The 18,415-nt window shown below is 42.5% G+C and carries 17 protein-coding genes; 10 read left to right on the top strand and 7 right to left on the bottom strand.

Features of this window, described 5'->3' with window-relative positions; genetic code table 11:
* The first annotated feature begins 9 nt into the window (after window positions 1-9).
* The 5 genes from B151_RS17770 to B151_RS0102845 all read left to right on the top strand — a co-directional run bounded on the left by B151_RS17770 (window position 10) and on the right by B151_RS0102845 (window position 6,111).
* The gene (locus B151_RS17770; protein ID WP_157470653.1) at window positions 10-1,053 is read left to right on the top strand and encodes a WG repeat-containing protein; all 1,044 of its coding nucleotides are present in this window, start codon (window positions 10-12) and stop codon (window positions 1,051-1,053) included.
* Window positions 1,054-1,123: 70 nt separating this feature from the next.
* The gene (locus tag B151_RS20380; RefSeq protein WP_020402089.1) at window positions 1,124-1,249 is read left to right on the top strand and encodes a hypothetical protein; all 126 of its coding nucleotides are present in this window, start codon (window positions 1,124-1,126) and stop codon (window positions 1,247-1,249) included.
* 60 nt (window positions 1,250-1,309) lie between these two features.
* Entirely contained in the window at window positions 1,310-1,789 is a 480-nt protein-coding gene (locus B151_RS0102855; protein ID WP_020402088.1) for a TspO/MBR family protein, read from the top strand.
* An 11-nt stretch (window positions 1,790-1,800) separates the two neighbouring features.
* Window positions 1,801-3,843 carry a S9 family peptidase gene (locus B151_RS0102850; protein ID WP_020402087.1) on the top strand — a complete coding sequence of 681 codons (2,043 nt, stop codon included), beginning with the start codon at window positions 1,801-1,803 and terminating at the stop codon, window positions 3,841-3,843.
* Window positions 3,844-4,077: 234 nt separating this feature from the next.
* Complete coding sequence (locus tag B151_RS0102845) at window positions 4,078-6,111, top strand: monovalent cation:proton antiporter family protein (RefSeq protein WP_020402086.1); 2,034 nt, start codon at window positions 4,078-4,080, stop codon at window positions 6,109-6,111.
* Window positions 6,112-6,188: 77 nt separating this feature from the next.
* On the opposite strand, the gene B151_RS0102840 is transcribed toward B151_RS0102845, so the two are convergent.
* Entirely contained in the window at window positions 6,189-6,590 is a 402-nt protein-coding gene (locus tag B151_RS0102840) for a DUF1761 domain-containing protein (RefSeq protein WP_020402085.1), read from the bottom strand.
* 193 nt (window positions 6,591-6,783) lie between these two features.
* Here B151_RS0102840 and deoC point away from each other — a divergent pair, with 193 nt between their 5' ends.
* The 5 genes from deoC (at window position 6,784) to B151_RS0102815 (ending at window position 11,888) form a co-directional block, all read left to right on the top strand.
* On the top strand, window positions 6,784-7,683 hold the full coding sequence (deoC, locus tag B151_RS0102835) for a deoxyribose-phosphate aldolase (protein WP_020402084.1): 900 nt from the start codon (window positions 6,784-6,786) through the stop codon (window positions 7,681-7,683).
* Window positions 7,684-7,721: 38 nt separating this feature from the next.
* The gene (locus B151_RS0102830; protein ID WP_020402083.1) at window positions 7,722-9,224 is read left to right on the top strand and encodes an aldehyde dehydrogenase family protein; all 1,503 of its coding nucleotides are present in this window, start codon (window positions 7,722-7,724) and stop codon (window positions 9,222-9,224) included.
* Window positions 9,225-9,247: 23 nt separating this feature from the next.
* On the top strand, window positions 9,248-10,117 hold the full coding sequence (locus B151_RS0102825; RefSeq protein WP_020402082.1) for an aldehyde dehydrogenase family protein: 870 nt from the start codon (window positions 9,248-9,250) through the stop codon (window positions 10,115-10,117).
* A gap of 7 nt (window positions 10,118-10,124) precedes the next feature.
* The gene (locus B151_RS0102820) at window positions 10,125-10,667 is read left to right on the top strand and encodes an SPOR domain-containing protein (protein WP_020402081.1); all 543 of its coding nucleotides are present in this window, start codon (window positions 10,125-10,127) and stop codon (window positions 10,665-10,667) included.
* 78 nt (window positions 10,668-10,745) lie between these two features.
* Window positions 10,746-11,888, top strand: coding sequence for a PP2C family protein-serine/threonine phosphatase (locus tag B151_RS0102815; protein ID WP_020402080.1), 1,143 nt, complete (start codon window positions 10,746-10,748; stop codon window positions 11,886-11,888).
* 59 nt (window positions 11,889-11,947) lie between these two features.
* Here B151_RS0102815 and tkt read toward each other — a convergent pair whose 3' ends face one another.
* The 6 genes from tkt to B151_RS0102785 form a co-directional block, all read right to left on the bottom strand.
* Window positions 11,948-13,942, bottom strand: coding sequence for a transketolase (gene tkt / locus B151_RS0102810; protein ID WP_026166434.1), 1,995 nt, complete (start codon window positions 13,940-13,942; stop codon window positions 11,948-11,950).
* A 176-nt stretch (window positions 13,943-14,118) separates the two neighbouring features.
* On the bottom strand, window positions 14,119-15,153 hold the full coding sequence (locus B151_RS19310) for a tetratricopeptide repeat protein (protein WP_020402078.1): 1,035 nt from the start codon (window positions 15,151-15,153) through the stop codon (window positions 14,119-14,121).
* Between the two features lie 132 nt (window positions 15,154-15,285).
* Complete coding sequence (locus B151_RS0102800) at window positions 15,286-15,990, bottom strand: LOG family protein (protein ID WP_020402077.1); 705 nt, start codon at window positions 15,988-15,990, stop codon at window positions 15,286-15,288.
* 15 nt (window positions 15,991-16,005) lie between these two features.
* Window positions 16,006-16,632, bottom strand: a complete 627-nt coding sequence (locus B151_RS0102795) for a DUF5683 domain-containing protein (protein ID WP_245550349.1) — start codon at window positions 16,630-16,632, stop codon at window positions 16,006-16,008.
* Entirely contained in the window at window positions 16,616-17,542 is a 927-nt protein-coding gene (locus B151_RS0102790; RefSeq protein ID WP_020402075.1) for a ParB/RepB/Spo0J family partition protein, read from the bottom strand. Before B151_RS0102790 ends, B151_RS0102795 begins: the two co-directional genes overlap by 17 nt.
* Before the next feature lie 15 nt (window positions 17,543-17,557).
* Window positions 17,558-18,355 carry a ParA family protein gene (locus B151_RS0102785; protein WP_020402074.1) on the bottom strand — a complete coding sequence of 266 codons (798 nt, stop codon included), beginning with the start codon at window positions 18,353-18,355 and terminating at the stop codon, window positions 17,558-17,560.
* Window positions 18,356-18,415: the final 60 nt, after the last annotated feature.

Here is an 18,415-nt window from a genome sequence, read left to right as displayed (position 1 = left end):
CAATTCATCATGAAACGCTTATTTTTACTTTTGGTTTTTACTTTTTCGATCACATCATGCGATGTGGTTAACTCTATCGTACCCAACAACGATGATAACAAGGTGAAACTTTATCCTGTTTCGGTGGACGGTGAATGGGGATATATCAATGCTAACGGCAAGATTGTGCTGGAACCTGATTTCCAAAATGCAGCGCCTTTTCACGATGGACTTGCAGCCGTTCGGGAATCCTGGGGATGGAAATACATCAACTCCAAAGGAGAAATAGTTATTGAGGAAAATTTTAACGAAATACAGCAATTTTCAGAAGGCAAAGCCGCGGTTCGCTTCGATGGCCGCTGGGGATATATCAACAAATCGGGAAGTTTTGTGATCAACCCGAAATTCCGTAGCGCCTCTTCTTTTTCTGACGGCCGGGCGTTCGTGCGTAGCGTGGATTATTCTGATTTCTATTATATCAATGAAAACGGAGACCGCATAGAATCCGTAAACATGCCCGGCGATATGGATTACATTGAGGAGAATGAGTTTCGGGATGGTCGAGCATTAATTTCCGATGATGACCTTTTTGGCTACATAGACAAAAATGGCGATACCGTTGTTGATCTCAAATATGCCGAAGCACGCCCATTTTCTGACAAACTTGCTGCTGTTAAGATCAGTGACCGATGGGGATATATTGACCGATCCGGACAAGTGTCCATTTCACCACAATTTATCAGTGTTGGAGATTTTGGAAATGGCTTGGCACCCGCGCGAAGAAATTCTAATTCATTTGGCTACATCAACAAAACCGGGGAGTTTGTGATCAGCGAACAATTTCAGCAAGCAGGAACATTCGCCGAAGAACGCGCCCCGGTGATGATCGATAACAAATGGACCTTTATCGACAAATCCGGCAATCAGATCACCTCTCCCAAATTTGATGAAGTGAATCCCTTTTATAATGGGCTGGCCCGCGTTACGATCTATGTACCGGTGGGCGAAGAGATCGAAGAAAATTATGGGTATATCAACAAATCTGGAGACTATGTTTGGTTTCCCACCCGGTAGTTAGGACACTTTTCCATCGAAATTGTAACATTGTGCCACTGTAATTCTCTTGTTTAAAAAAGGACAAGCAATGATTTCAGATCAAATAATTCAGGATTATTTAGAAGAAGAGCGCAACCAATCCGGAAAATTGAAACAAATAAAGATCGCAGCATTGATCGTTTCTTTAGCCATGCTGATCTTATTCTCAATTTAAGCTTATTTCTTGCATGGAATTTGGTATTATTTGATGGTTTATCATTAAATATCAAGCTCTATGAAAAAGCTTCCTTACTGGCTCAAGATCTTCATCGGAATTTTGGTTTGTAATGCAGTAGGATTGTTAGCAAGCAGTGTTACCTTGCCCGCCATCGAAACCTGGTATGCCGGCCTTAATAAGCCGCCTTTTAATCCTCCAAACTGGCTTTTTGGGCCTGTATGGACTACCCTTTACACATTAATGGGCGTTTCTGCTGCCGCTATCTGGCAAGAGGGTTTTGAGAAAAGCCATGTCAAAAATGCCCTTTCCATTTTTGGAATTCAGCTTATGTTGAATGGTATATGGTCTTTTTTGTTTTTTGGATTCCAAAGTCCTCTTTTCGCTTTCGTCGAAATTCTATTATTGATGGCAGCCATCATTTTTACTTTCATTCGCTTTAAGGAAATTAAACCCTGGGCCGGTTGGCTGCTTTTACCCTATTTAGCCTGGGTTACTTTTGCATCCATCCTTACGCTTTCCATTTATATCCTAAATTGAAATAATTCGCTATGAAATCACTTAAATACTTTCTGAGTCTGCTCTTCTTACTGTATGTCTCATCGCTAAGCATTCAAGCGCAAGTTGATGCATCCTACTTTGATTATATGGATGTTTTTGAGTTGCAAATGGTGGGCACTCCTGAAATTTCTCCCGATGGGAATACTATTATTTATGAGCGGCATCAATTTGATGTAATGACCGACCGCCGGTTTACAAATCTTTGGAGTATTTCTTTTTCCGGTGATGAACACCGCCCTTTGACGTCAGGAAAGAGCAGTTTCGGAAATGTAGTGTGGTCTCCTTCCGGCAACCGTATAGCCTACACTTCCTCCGAAGAAGGCTCAAACCAGATTTTTGTCCGCTGGATGGATTCCGGTGTTTCAACTTCCATCACCAGCCTAACCGAAAGCCCTGGGAACCTGAGCTGGTCGCCCGATGGAAGCTTGATCTTGTTTTCAAAATTTGTACCCGGTTCTTCTTCTGCGGTGAAAATTAATATTCCATCGCCACCATCCGGAGCAAAGTGGGAACAATCTGCTCAGGTAATCGACAAGGCCGTGTACCGGCGTGATGGAGGCGGATATGTAAAAGATGGCTTCACCCATATTTTTGTAATTTCTGCGGAAGGCGGTGCCCCGAGACAACTTACCTCCGGAGACTATGATCACAGTTCTGCCTCGTGGGCTCCCGACGGAAACATAATCTTTACAGCAGATCGCTCGGGAAATGCAGATCTTGATCCCAACAATGAGCAGATCTACGAAATGAATATCGAGACCGGTGCAATGACTAAGATCACTGACAAACGTGGTCCACATAGCAGCCCCAAAATTTCTCCAAACGGAGAACTCATCGCTTACACCGGTTATGATGATCAATTTGTGGGTTACCAGCTTACTGATCTATACGTAATGAATCGTGACGGCTCAAACCTGAGAAAAGTTTCCCAACAAGTTGCTAATGATATATCCTCAATCACCTGGGCTGAAAACAGTCAATCCATCTTTTTCCGATATACCGAAGAAAGTGTAGCAAAAGTCGGTAATATAAAATTGAATGGTGATTACACTGAGGTTGCACAAAACTTATCGAGTACAACCATTGGCCGTCCATACAGTGGCGGTTCTTATTCAGTAGCTAAAAACGGACGGTTTGCATTCACAACCGGAACAGCTACTCAACCGGCTGAACTTGGTGTTGGCCACTTCCCAACCCGGATGCAAAACCGTACCATTACCAATCTGAATGAACAATTTCTGAAGTCAAAGAATCTGGGACAAGTGGAAGAATTTTGGGTCGAATCTTCTGTTGATGAATTCAGAATTCAAGGCTGGATCCTTACTCCTCCCGACTTCGATCCCAACGACCAGTATCCCATGATTCTGGAAATTCATGGCGGTCCCCATACCGCTTATGGTCCACAATTCTCCCCGGAATTACAGTTAATGGCGAGTCGGGGTTATGTCGTCGTTTACACGAATCCTCGCGGAAGCACCAGTTATGGAGAAGAGTTTGCGGCTTACATCAACCATAATTACCCCAGTGAAGATTACAATGACCTGATGGATGCGGTGGACTATATCCTAAACAAGGGTTATGTAGATGAAAACCAACTTTTCATAACCGGTGGAAGTGGCGGAGGAGTGCTAACCGCATGGAGTGTTGGAATGACCGACCGCTTTGCAGCAGCTGTTGTAGCCAAGCCGGTGATCAACTGGTACAGCTTTGTATTAACAGCTGATGGAGCTCCTTACTACAGCAAATATTGGTTCACTGAAAAACCATGGGAAGATCCTGATCAATATCTTGAACGATCCCCCATCTCGTTGGTTGGCAATGTAACTACCCCCACTATGCTACTAACTGGTGAACAGGATTACCGAACGCCTATGAGCGAAACTGAACAATATTATGCCGCTTTGAAACTACAGGGAGTCGAGTCAGCTATGGTTCGCATTCAGGGATCCGGGCATGGTATTGCAGGAAAACCGAGCAACCTGATCCGAAAAGTGGGTTACATTTTAGGGTGGTTTGAGAAGTATAAGAAGTAGCAATTAGTTTTCAGCAGCCAGTTCTCAGCTTTTTGTTTTTTAGGTCATTCCCATGCAGGTAAGAATCTGATTTTTGCTGAATTGAAATATGTTGTTTTTCCACTGCCAATACTAATCAGATCTCAATAGCACTATAAAAGCTAAAACCTGATAGCTGATAGCAAAATACACTTCGTAAACCTAACGGTATTCAATATCTTTGGTGTCAAGTATTAAACCATCAAATTTTTTTAGATGACATTTGCTGTAAGTCTGCCTTTTTTGAATGAGATTGTGGCGCTGTTCCTTGTCAGTGTTTTGATCGCCTACATCTGCTACCGAATCAAGTTGGTACCCATTGTCGGCTTCTTGATCGCCGGCGTTATTATAGGGCCAAATGCGTTGGGACTTGTTCAGGATATTGAACTGGTTGATATGTTAGCCGAGATTGGGATCATCTTGCTTCTATTCACCATTGGAATTGAATTCAGCCTGGAAAAATTAGCCCGTATCAAAGATGCCATTATGATCGGGGGTGGACTGCAAGTTGGAATTTCTGTAGCGGCAGTGGTCGGCATTTTATTTTTGTTTGAAGTGGATTGGAAAGTGGCAGTGTACACCGGCTGTTTGGTGGCGTTGAGTTCAACAGCAATTATTCTGGGATTATTGAGCGAACAAGGCAAAACCGATACTCCCGTGGGCAGGCTTTCACTTGCCGTACTCATTTTTCAGGATCTGGCTATCATCGCGATGGTGCTTTTGATACCCATTCTGTCCGGAAAAAGTGATTCTATTTCCGATGTATTCCTGGTACTTGGAAAGGCTGTTGCACTGATCGCCGTGGTTGTATTTGCCGCCCGAAAGGTGGTTCCCTGGATCCTCGAAAAAGTGGCCCAAACCCGCCGACAGGAATTATTTTTATTAACCGTAATGGCCATTTGTTTTGGAACCGCAGCGCTCACAAATCTTGCGGAAGTAAGTTTGGCATTAGGGGCTTTCCTTGCCGGACTTGTGGTAAGTGAAAGCCATTACAGTGAGCATGCCCTCAGCGAGATCCTTCCTCTAAAAACCATATTCAACGCGGTGTTCTTCGTTTCTGTTGGAATGCTGCTCGATCTTCAATTTGTGATCGAAAACCCTCTTTTGGTGCTTGGAGTTGCTGCAGGTGTGATGGTTCTCAAATTTCTCATCAGCTCTTTTAGTTTACTGGTATTAGGCTATCCCGTTCGGATTGCTGCAGCGGCCGGAATTGTGTTGGCACAGATCGGTGAATTTTCCTTTGTTTTGGAACGAGCCGGTCGCCCCGCAGGATTAACACCCGGAGGTTTTGGCGAAATGGGATCTCAAACCTTCATCGCCGTTTCTGTTTTATTGATGATCATGACGCCCTTCTTTTTAAAGATCAGCCCAAAAATCGGTGAATTGCTTGCGCATACCCCACTCCGAAAAATTGGAGATAAACGGAAAGAATCCACTTCCGAAGAACAGCATCCCGATCTGGAAGATCATGTAATTCTGATAGGATATGGTCCTGGTGGACGAAATTTAGCCAAAGTATTCAAGGACACCGGTATCCCATTTATCGTGATAGAAATGAATCCAAAATCAGTCAATGAAATGCGAGCTGAAGGAATAAAAGCAGTTTATGGGGATGCCTCAAGAACCCACATTCTAGAACATGCCGGTGTTTATAAAGCCAAACTTTGCGTGGTGGTGATCAACGATCCCAGGGTTACACCACGCATCATTAAACTTGCAAATTACCTGAACCCGACCATTCAGGTCATTGCCCGAACACGATATCTTTCAGAAGCAGAATTATTGAAAGAGGCAGGAGCAGATCAGGTAGTTCCTGCAGAGATGGAGACAACGGTTCGCCTATTTTCAAATGTCTTAAAATCGTACATGATTCCTCAGGAAGAAATAGAACAGCACATTCGCGAGCTGCGCAAAGAGGATTATCAAATTATGCGTGGAAGTATTCAGGAAGCCCATTTAATGGTACTGAAAGGCCTGGATGAAGAAGGATTACACACCCGCGCCGTGGTTGTAAAAGAAGGCTCATTCGCAGCCGGAAAATCTCTGAGTGAACTTATGCTCCGTAACAAATATGAAATCACCATTTTGACGGTGCATCGTTCCGGAAAAAATATTGGGAATCCCGCGGGAGAGTTCACCCTTAAACCCGGCGACCGTTTAGTGATGGTTGGATTAGCAGATCGCTTTGCTGACGCTGCAGAAATCTTCCGCGAAACTGAAATTCCTGAAGAACTGAAAGAAGATATCTAAATTCAGAACTTGATCACATAAAAAACCCGCTCAAATAATTGATACGGGCTTTTGAAAATATTGATCATTGTTTAAATCTACTTCCAGGCACCTAAAATCAAACCCATCAACGTAAAAACGACGATCCAAAATCCACCGTTGATAAAAATGTATTTCCAGGATTTTTGCTCGTACAGCGCGTTCACTCCAATGGCCATAGCCACCCATCCAAATCCGGTTAGGAAACCGTAGAATGAGCCTTCCTGAAGTCCAACCTCATTCCCAAAGAACATAGCCAGGCAATAGGCCATGATAAACTGAAAAACCAAGGTAAACCCGAAAGTCTTCGCCATATTGCTATTTTGAACTTCTTCCTCACTCAGGCCCACCGCTTCCATCCAAGATTTCCCGAACAAAGGGCCGTACCAAATGAACCCAATTGCAAAACCTACCAGAGATGCGGCTATCACTGCTAACCAATTTATAGATACTGCTTCCATTACAAGTCCTCCTTTTTTATTGTTGTTTTATAACCCGATTCTTTATTACCTCATGAATCACAAGCAATTAATAAAATTTACTTCAATACTACAATAAGTCATCAATTATTCCTGATATTTCTTTTTTGAACCGAGCTTTTGTATGATATTTCTTACCTTTGAGGTCCAATTTATTATAAATCAAATTTGAAGCATGAAGTATCCTGATTTTAATCAGACCATTCCTATTGATGAAGTGGGTGTGGAAGAACGGGTTTCCCGGCTGAATAAGCGAAGCATCAAAAAGGATTCCAAAATACAGGCCCTGAAAATGGCTCTTAGTATGATTGACCATACTACACTGGAAGGCAGTGATTCTCCCGGAAAAGTAATTCAACTTTGCAAGAAAGCACGGCAACCCCATCCTGCCATTCCAGACTTGCCAACGGTGGCCGCGGTATGTGTATATCCAAGAATGGTAAGTGTAGCTAAAAAAGAATTGAAGGGTTCAGGAATTCATGTGGCTAGTGTGGCAACCGCTTTTCCAAGCGGCCAAGCTCCTCTTTCTCAAAGACTTGAAGACACTAAATTTGCCGTAGAAGAAGGCGCAGATGAAATTGACATGGTGATCAGTCGCGGTGCTTTTTTGAATGGGGAATTTCAGCTCGTATTTGATGAGATTGCTGCCGTTAAAGAAGCGTGTGGAGATGCTCACCTTAAAGTAATTCTGGAAACCGGAGAACTTCATACCTTCGAAAATGTGCGCAAAGCCAGTGACATTGCCATGCACGCCGGGGCTGATTTCATCAAAACCTCCACCGGAAAAGTAAGTCCTGCTGCCACACAACCAGTTACTTTAGTGATGCTGGAAGCCATCCGTGATTTTTATTACGACACCGGGAAGATGATCGGGATGAAGCCGGCCGGGGGAATTCGAACGGCGAAACAAGCCATCCAATATTTGGTTATAGTTAAAGAAACGTTAGGCGCCGCTTGGTTGAACAAAGACTATTTCCGTTTTGGCGCAAGCTCCCTGACCAATGACTTATTGATGCAGATCGTGAAGCAGCAAACCGGTCATTATCAATCGCTGGATTATTTCAGTAATGACTGATCTCACCAAAAAGAATATTTGAATTAAGCACTACTATTATGTCCAATACCGAAACCAAAGAAGCCGCTTACAAACCTACTTCTCCCAACTCGAAACTGGATTTTGCCTCTGTCTGGGAATATGCTCCCGCTCCTCAAGATTCAAAATTTGCAGAAGTAAAAGAGCAGTACGATCTGTTCATTGGCGGAAAGTTCGTAAAACCATCCAAAGGGAGATACTTCAAGAGTACCAATCCGGCTACCGAAGAAGTAATCACCGAATTTGCGGAAGCCACTCAAAAAGATGTGGACAAAGCCGTAAAAGCGGCTCGCAAAGCCTTTGAAGGCGAATGGTCACGGATCTCCGCTAAAGAACGTGGAAAGTATTTGTACCGAATTGCCCGTATGCTTCAGGAACGAGCCCGTGAATTTGCAGTACTGGAAAGTATGGACGGCGGAAAACCTATTCGCGAATCCCGTGATGTTGACATTCCTTTGGTCGCTGCCTATTTCTTCTACTATGCCGGCTGGGCAGATAAACTGGAATATGCTTTTCCCGGTAAAAAACCGGAGCCTTACGGCGTTTGCGGACAGATTATCCCCTGGAATTTCCCATTACTGATGCTGGCCTGGAAAATTGCTCCCGCCCTTGCAACCGGAAATACAGTGGTACTGAAACCGGCCGAAACAACTTCCCTAACTGCTCTTAAATTTGCGGAATTGGTGAAAGATTGCGGTCTCCCCGATGGTGTGATCAATATTGTAACGGGAGCTGGACAGACCGGTTCAGAAATCGTAAATCACAAAGATGTAGACAAAGTTGCTTTCACCGGTTCTACGAATGTCGGTAAGATCATCCAAAAATCTCTGGCAGGAACCGATAAGAAATACACGCTTGAGCTTGGTGGCAAAGGCGCGATGTTGATCTTTGAGGACGCCCCGATCGATCAGGCGGTGGAAGGCATTATTAACGCTATTTACTTCAACCAGGGACATGTTTGCTGTGCCGGTTCACGCCTGTTGGTTCAGGAAGGTGTGGCCGATAAAGTGATTCAAAAACTTAAAGACCGATTGGAAACACTGATCGTCGGAGATCCCCTGGATAAGAATACTGACATCGGTGCTATCAATTCCAAAGAGCAGTTTGAGACGGTAAATAAATACCTGGAACTTGGTGTTGAGGAAGGTGCAGAAGTCTATCAATCCAAGTGTAATATTCCGGATAATGGATATTTCATTCGCCCTACCCTGTTTACCAATGTTTCTCAATCCAATCGCGTGGTGCAGGAAGAAATTTTCGGACCGGTGCTCACGGTTCAAACCTTCAGAACCGCAGACGAAGGAATCGAAAAAGCCAACAATACGCCATATGGACTTGCTAACGGCGTTTGGACCGACAAAGGCTCAAAGATCTTTAAAGTGGGAAGCAAAATGCGCTCCGGAGTGATTTGGGCCAACACCTACAACAAATTTGATCCGACCTCCCCATTTGGCGGCTACAAAGAAAGCGGTGTGGGACGAGAAGGCGGCATGCACGGATTGGCTGCATATATCAAAAACTAATTGAACTGAAAGGAATTTAGATCATGGCTGAAGAAAGAATTGACGTAAAGAAAACGTATAAAATGTATATCGGCGGGGATTTTCCGCGCAGTGAGTCGGGCCGAACCTACAAGGTTTTTACCTCTGATGATGAATTCCTGGCGAATGCCTGTCAGGGTTCGCGAAAAGATTTTAGGGATGCCGTAAAAATTGCCCGCGGAGCTTTTAGCGGATGGAGTAGTCGCAGTGCCTATAACCGTGGACAAATTCTCTACCGCATTGCAGAGATGTTGGAAGACCGGCGAGATCAGTTTATGCGGGAACTCGGCCCTATCGGTTTTAAAACAGCGGAAGCGGAAGCTGACATCAATGCGGCCATTGACCGCTGTATTTACTACGCAGGCTGGACGGATAAGTATCAGCAGGTGTTTGGATCGGTGAATCCTGTTGCAAGCTCACACTTCAATTTCAGTATGCTTGAGCCGACCGGTGTAGTGGCTGCTTTTGCTCCTGAGAAAAGTCCGCTTTTGGGATTGGTTTCCTTAATCGCTCCCATCATTGCCGGCGGAAATGTTTGTGTGATTTTAGCATCCGAGAAATATCCGCTTCCGGCTATCACTTTTGCCGAAGTACTGAACGATTCTGATGTCCCCGCCGGCGTGGTAAATATTCTAACCGGATTTCGTGAAGAATTAGCGGAACATTTTAGTACCCATATGGATGTAAATGCCATGTGTTACACCGATGATCTTCCAAAAGAAATGAAGAAGATGATAGATGAAAACGCATCATTAAACGTTAAACGGATTGTAAAGCGACCTGTGAAAGACTGGTACGATGAGGCGGTTCAAAGCCCTTATTTCGTAACCGATTTCCAGGAAACAAAAACCACGTGGCATCCCGTAGGATTTTAAATACTTTATGAAATACTCAATACCCATTTTAGCCCTGTTACTTATATCAGTAGCATGTTCTTCAACAGAAAAAAATGTTCAAGGTATGATGGATGAGGCTAAAGAAAACTATTCCGGTGACGTAACCCTTACCAATTCAGGCATCAACCTTGATACGTTCAGAACCCGTTTGTCGGATGCGTATGCTTATCGGGAAAACCAAATACCTGAAGAATTCAACCAAATTAAAGTAGAACAAAAAGAGGAAAAGAATCTCTATGAGGGGTATCGCATTCAAATATTTTCGGGGGAGCATGTTTCTAACGCAGATACCGTTGCTGCCAATTTCAGAGCATGGGCAGACACAACTTTAGTCGGCTATCAGCCCGAAACCTATGTTTTCTTCAAAACACCGTATTACCGTGTTCATGTTGGGGATTTTCATGAACGAAACCGGGCTATCTCATTTTCAAATATCGTTAAAAGATATTTTAGAGATGCATGGGTTGTTTATGACCGCGTAGAACCTGCCAGAGTACCGGCCGATACTACTGTAATTGAGACACGTTAGAATTTATATCGCTGATCCAAAACTTTTTGAGTATTATTACGAAGAAGTTATCAACTCGTAATTATATCAAAGTTTACATTGGGTCTTAAAAACGAAGCACAATCAGGATACGGTACTAAAAAGTTTTATCAGGAATATGTTTCCGGTATGAGCCGGGAACGATTTTCAAAAGAACTTACCGCTGATACAGAGCGCCTTAAACAAGTTTATGAAGAAGCGGTAGAAGACATTGAGCGCCAGCAAGGTCAGCAGTTACCGGGACATGTAAAATTTTTAAGGCTATTCTCAGACCTTACCCAACGCCTTAATCCCACTCGCCGCCTCATTTTTGGCCTTGGGTCGCTAAGCTTTATCGGTTATTACATTCTGAATTTCTTTGGAATACTTCAGTACTTTTTCGTGGGAGATCTTCTGTTGCCCTTTGGGTTTTTGTCTATGTTTATGTTGCTGCTTATAGAATTGCTGGAAAAATCTGATGTCCAGAAAGAGATCGATCTTGCCCGGGAAATTCAATTGAGTTTACTCCCAGGAACTTCTCTCAATAAAAAAAATCTGGAGGTCTATTCATTTGCTCATACCGCTAAAGAAGTGGGTGGCGATTACCTTGATGTAATTGAAACTGAAAAAGGAATCTATGTGGTGATTGCAGATGTTTCGGGCAAAGGCCTATCTGCTGCCCTGTATATGGTGCGCCTTCAGGCTTTGGTTAATCTTATCATCGAAAAAGAACAACCCTCACCAAAAGAACTGTTCCTTCAGCTCAATAACTACATTAAAAGTAACAGTAAGGATAAAACTTTTGTAACAGGCTGCGTTGCTTTTTTCCCTAACGATGAAGATCATTTTGAATACATCCGTGCCGGACATAATATCCCGATCTATTTCAATAAAGAACGCGACAGAACATTCAAACTCAAAGCCAATGGTTTTGCTCTTGGAATGACCTCAACGAAGATCCTGGAACAAAATCTTGAGGTAAAGAAATTTCATTTCAAACCCGGTGATTCAGTTCTTTTCTATACTGATGGTCTTAACGAATCCCGTAATGAACACGGTGAAGAATACGGCGAAGAGCGTATTGAATCTCTCATGGAGATCTATGGATCACTTCATGCCAAGACTATTGTTAGCAAAATTCAATCGTCTCTGGAAGCTTTTATAGGCCCGGTCAGTCCCCTTGATGATGTAACATTTACCTGCATACATCGCCCGGCCGAATAAGGAGTTTTAAAAGCCGTTTTAGGTTTAAAATTGAAACAGCTTTTTAAAACAATTTCTATTTATTCAGAGGCAGCTTCTACGATAGCTTCTGAGGTAATTCCAAAATGAGCAAATAGCTCTTCATAAGGAGCTGATTCTCCAAAAGAGTTTATCCCAATTACAGTTCCCTCATCTCCGACATAGCGTTCCCAGCCAAATGTTGAACCGGCTTCGATTGCAACTCTGTTTGTTACCGATTCCGGGAAAACAGCAGATCTATAATCCTCATCCTGCTTTTCAAACAGTTCCCAGCTTGGCATACTAACCACCCGGGCATCTATTCCTTTACCGGCTAGCATTTCCTGTGCAAGTACCGCAAGGTGAAGCTCGGAACCGGTTCCTATTAAAATTGCATCAGGGGTAGAATTCTTAGAATCTGCGTAAATATAAGCCCCTTTTTCTACAAGACCGGCATTATTATTTTCGCTGCGGGGCAGTGTTGGTAAGTTTTGACGGGTAAGAACTAACAAAGTAGGGCCTTCAGCATTGTTCAATGCAGCTTTCCACGCATAAGAAGTTTCGTTAGCATCTCCGGGTCTGATAACGGTCGTATTTGGCATGGCTCTCAAACTCGCTAAATGCTCAACAGGTTGATGAGTTGGGCCATCTTCACCGAGCCCAATACTGTCGTGCGTAAGAACAAATAAAGAAGGAACTTTCATCAAAGCTGCCAAACGAATTGCAGGACGCATATAATCGGTAAATACAAAGAAAGTAGCACCATAGGGAACTACTCCGCCGTGTAAGGCCATCCCATTTACGGCGGCTCCCATGCCATGCTCACGAACCCCGTAATGAATGGTACGTCCTGTTGCACTATCTACGATATAGGAACCATAACCATCTATATCTGTTTTAGTGCTTCCTCCTAAATCGGCTGAGCCCCCAATTAAGTTGGGAACCACATCCTTGATCGCATTTATTACTTTCCCTGAAGCAGCCCTACTTGCCATTCCTTTCTCATCCTCCGGGAAAACTGGAAGATTACGTACCAATTCGGAAGTGATTTTACGATTCGTCCAAGCCTTAAACAAATCTGCATCTTCAGAATAAGATTCTTCATATTTACTAAAAGCCTTCTCCCATTCTTTCTCGGCTTTTTCTCCTTTCACGACTTCTTTCCTGAACACTTCCAAAGCCTCTTCCGGTATATGGAAAGTCTCATCAGAAGGCCAATTGTACGCCTCCTTGGTTAACTTTATTTCCTCTTCTCCCAAGGGCGAACCATGAGAGGATTCACTATCCTGTTTATTGGGACTTCCAAAACCTATATGGGTTCTGCAAATCACTATGGATGGCTTTTCGGTCTCATCCTGAGATTCTTTAATGGCCTTTGCGATTTGATCATGATCATGACCGTCAATCTCAAGCACATGCCAGTTATATGCCTCAAACCTTTTCTTTACATCTTCGGTATAGGTAAGGTCTGTTGACCCCTCAATGGAAATACGGTTAGAATCATATAAATAGATCATTTTTCCTAAACCCATATGGCCTGCCATAGATGCTGATTCATGAGAAATACCTTCCATCAGGTCACCGTCACTAACAATCGCATAGGTGTAATGATCAACTATAGTGTGGCCTTCCCTATTGAATTTTGCAGATAGAAATTTTTCAGCCATCGCCATTCCTACTCCTGTACCAAAACCTTGCCCAAGTGGCCCTGTTGTGGTTTCAACCCCGGGAGTCATTCCATATTCAGGGTGCCCGGGGGTTTTACTTCCCATTTGACGAAAATTCTTAATCTCATCAAGACCCAAATCATAACCTGTAAGATACAACAAGCTGTATAACAACATCGAACCATGACCTGCAGAAAGTATGAAACGATCTCGATCGTCCCACTTTGGGTTTTTGGGATTTTGCTTTAGAAACTTTGTCCAAAGAACGTATGCTACATCAGCCATTCCCATTGGCATTCCGGGATGTCCTGAATTAGCCTTTTGAACAGCATCCATTGAGAGGGTTCTTATTGTATTTACGCACAACTGATCTAGCTTTGAAGCGGGCATTATGTTTTATTAGGTTGAAAAATGTGAGTTAGAAATGTCGCAGAAGATAGGAAAAACGAGATTTTCTATAAAAGAAAAGATACAGTTGATTATCATTTATTCTGAAAAATAATAGACATAAAAAAACCACGCTGAGATATTATATCAGCGTGGTTTAATTCTAAGATAAAATAACTTTAATCAGCTGTTGAATCACATTTCAATTCAAACTCCATTTTGTGTTCAGCAGGAGACTTAAATGGGCCGTACAATGCATTACTGAATGCATCACATGCTGCTGATTTGTTGCCAAGAGTTTGTTGGGCAAAACCAAGTTCATAATAAATTTTAGCTTTATCGGTTCTACCGCCGGTTTCAAAAGTCAATGCTTTGTTGGCATTTTCTACCGCTTTATTGGGGTTACTCGCTTTATTATGAGCTTCTGATAATCGGTAGTACACATTTGCAGATTCATTATTGTAATCAAGAGCTTGTGTCAATATCTCGATCGCATATTCAGTATCTCCGGCTTCAGATGCTCTTGTTCCTACAGCAAGCAATTCATCGTGCGCAGCTTCGCGAGCCATGTCAGCAACTTCGTCATCTCCTTGTGTCTCGGCAACCTGAATGGCACGGTCGTACCATTGCATTGCTTCATCGATTTTGTCATCCATGATTCCGTCACCATCGGTGTCCCCTTGCTTCTTCACAATCTTTGCTTTGTGATAATAAGCAGTTGCATAATTAGGGTTTCTGTTGATGGCTTCATCCACAGCTTCTGTGGCTCCGGCATAATCTCCATCACCATAAAGAAGTACAGATTTGGAATAGTAAAGTCGTGGAATATTTCCTTTGGCTCGAGGTACTACTCGTTGGTCATTAAATTCTTCTCCAACCTTTACTGTTTCTTCAAATGCCGCAATAGTTGCGTTGAGGTCTTCTACAGATCTGGAACGCTGAAAATTTTGATAGACAGTAGCCGCTTTCTTGAAGTAAACCACCGGAATTTGGTTTTCGGCTTTTTGTTTAACGTCTTCTCCGTCAGGACCTAACTGATTAGCTATGGTAAGGGCTTCTCTGTAAGCTTCGATTGCTGCATCATAATTTCCTGCATTTGCTTCTTCGTAACCTTTATTAAATGCAGTAATTGCTTCGGCTTGAGTTTGTGCAAGAGCAGGGATCGCCAGTAAAGTGGCAAACAAAGCCAGTGAAATTTGTTTTAAAACCTTCATATCTATTTTGTTTTTTGATTTGTTGCAGCATCGAATTTAATAAATTCTGAGGCTGAATTTAAAATTATAACTGAATTTTTGTCGGTTTTATTATTTGCTTTAACCTATACCCGGTAGCAGATGTTCCTGTTTTTAAAAATAAAAATTGGGCATAGGTTCCTTTTTACTGTAGAAATCACAAATAATATCAACAGTCTCATCTGTAGAATCTGTAATATGAAATAAGTCTGTATCTTGTTCTGATATCGTTCCATTTTGCTTCATAGTTCTTTCCATCCAGTCTACTAATCCTTCCCAGTATTCGCTCCCAAATAAAATGATAGGAATACGATCGATCTTTCGGGTTTGGATAAGAGTCAAACTTTCAAACAGTTCATCCAAGGTACCAAAACCGCCCGGAAAGACCACAAAGCCCTGCGCATATTTTACAAACATCACTTTCCGAACGAAGAAGTAATTGAAGTTAATGGTAAAATCAGGGTTCACATATTGATTTGTACCTTGTTCAAATGGCAAACTGATACCCAATCCCACTGATTTCCCCCCTGCTTGCTCAGCACCACGATTTCCTGCCTCCATTATTCCCGGACCACCTCCTGTGATGATCCCAAATCCCTTTTGAGTGATCTTATCAGCTGTTTCAACTGCCAGCTTATAATAGGGTTCATCCGGCTTGGTGCGGGCAGAACCAAATATTGATATACAGGGACCTATCTGGAACAATTTATCATATCCCTCTACAAATTCTCCCATTACTTTAAAGATGCTCCAGATATCACGGTCAAAACCGTCCATCTTAGGTTTCTTCTGAAACTCTCGTGTTGTTTCCTGATCCATTCTTACTTTTCTGCCTTAAAATTTTATTGATATTGAAATAGCCGGTACCGGCTGATTATTAACAGCCATCAATGTTCCCGGAGTGACCCTTGCTTTTAAAGACAAATCATCCGATACATCAAAGGGCCGGAGATGTGCATATACATAGGCATCAACTACATTGAGTGCATAAGCCAGTCCAACCATCACAAATGTGAGATCTCTTCGATTTCTATAGAAATTTCTGCTATCTCTTAATGAATTCAAGTTTGCATTTTCACTTATATAATCCGGTGTAGGCCCAAAGCGATTGTCATCCGGGGTATTCGGGTTAAGATTATAAAAAGCGGCCCTATAATCTGTGTACAAATCATGATTATACATACTGTAATATACCAACCCCCCCAATAAACCATACACAATCGGTACTTTCCAAGCTTGTTTGTTGGTCACTTGTCCCCACCCGGGCAAAATGAGAGAACGGCGCAGTACTTTTTTGGGGTTCGGGTATTTCTGAGTTTGCCCATCCGTACTGTCATTCCTAATAGAATATTTAAAGTCTGCAGAAGAAGTCAATGATGAACCAAAACTCAGGTTCTGTGAAACTCCCCGGCTTGAACTTATCAACAAGATCAGACAAACGAGACTAATCCATCGAGTCAAATATGTTGAGAATGCGTTCCAGGTCATCATCAGAATAATATTCTATGCGGATCTCTCCACCTTTCTTTTTCGGTTTTACATTAACCTTGGTACTAAACGTTTTACGCAATCTTGAGGAAATTTCTTCATAAAACGGATTCGATGGTTCAGGTTTTGAGGTCTTACTCTTTGACCTTGAAGGGGTCGAAACATCTCTAACAGCATCTTCAATTTGCCGAACTGAAAGCCCATCTTCGATCACTTTATCGAGAATTTTTTTCTGAACCTTTTCATCCTCTATCGTGATCAGAGCCCGTGCATGGCCCATTGAAATCTTATTGGCTTTCAATGCAGATTGTATAAAATCAGGCAAATTAAGCAACCGCAACATATTGGTTACGGTGGTTCGGTTCTTTCCTACCCGTTCAGCAACTTCAGCCTGAGTGTATTCAAATTCTTCCAAAAGGCGTTTATAGCCAAGAGCTACTTCCAATGGATTCAATTGCTCTCGTTGGATATTTTCAATCAACGCAAAGGCCATACTTTGCTCATCATCGGCTTCGCGGATGTAGGCCGGAATTTCTTTCAGCCCTGCCAATTTAGCTGCTCGCAAACGCCGTTCACCACTTATAAGCTCAAAGCGCTTCTCACCAATATACCGGACGGTGATAGGCTGAATGAGTCCATGCTTTTTGATGGAAGCACCCAACTCGTCCAATTTTTCCTCATTAAATTCCTTTCGGGGCTGATGCGGATTCTTCCGAATATGCTCTACAGGAACATCAAGTACTATATTAACATGTTCTTCCGGTTGAACAACAGTTTTCTCTACTCCCTGCCTCTTTTCATCTTTTCCTGATGATTCTCCTTCTTCTTGATACTCAGGGAAAAAAGCTCCTAAGCCTCGTCCTAAAACTTTTTTGGTAGCCATAATTTAAAATCTTTCTTAATCGCTAAGAACCGGGCTGTCCTTAAATAACTTCTTATTTTTCTTGATGATCTCACGTGCTAATGCCAGGTAATTTTTTGCACCTACACTGGTAGAATCGTATAAAAGCGCCGGCTTACCGAAGCTTGGAGCTTCCGCAAGACGAATATTACGTGCTATGACCGCTTTAAACACCCGATCATCAAAATAACGTTTTACTTCTTCGGCAACCTGGTTAGAAAGCCTTGTACGGGTATCGTACATAGTAAGTAACACTCCTTCAATATCTAGGTTCGGATTTAAATGCTGCCTCACGATTTTAATGGTATTCAAAAGCTGCCCAAGTCCTTCCAATGCAAAATATTCACACTGTACCGGAATTACGATAGAGTTTGAGGCAGTTAAAGCATTAATAGTCAGCAAACCTAAGGATGGTGGACAATCAATGATTACAAAATCGTATTTATCACGAACGCTTTCGATAGCTTTCTTTAAAATCCGTTCCCTTTCTTCACGATCGATCATCTCAATTTCTGCACCAACCAAATTAATATGAGAAGGGACTAAATCAAGGAAATCCAATTCCGTTTGTCTAATGGTGTCATTAATATCGGTGCTTCCTATCATGATTTCGTACACCGAGTTGGTAACTGTTTTCGTATCAATGCCTAAACCACTTGTCGTATTGCTCTGAGGATCAATATCAATAACCAAGGTAGGATGCTCAACAGCAGCAAGACTTGCAGCTAAATTTATAGCTGTTGTTGTTTTTCCGACTCCACCTTTTTGGTTGGCGATTGAGATTACTTTTCCCATTAATGAACCTGCTTTATGCTTTCCATTTATTTTGTAACAAATTCTAATATAAAGCGAGGT

This window comes from Gracilimonas tropica DSM 19535, from assembly GCF_000375425.1.
Taxonomy (GTDB): Bacteria; Bacteroidota; Rhodothermia; order Balneolales; family Balneolaceae; genus Gracilimonas; species Gracilimonas tropica.
The sequence above is the reverse complement of the archived record's forward strand: the minus strand, read 5'-3'. Positions and strand labels throughout refer to the sequence as shown.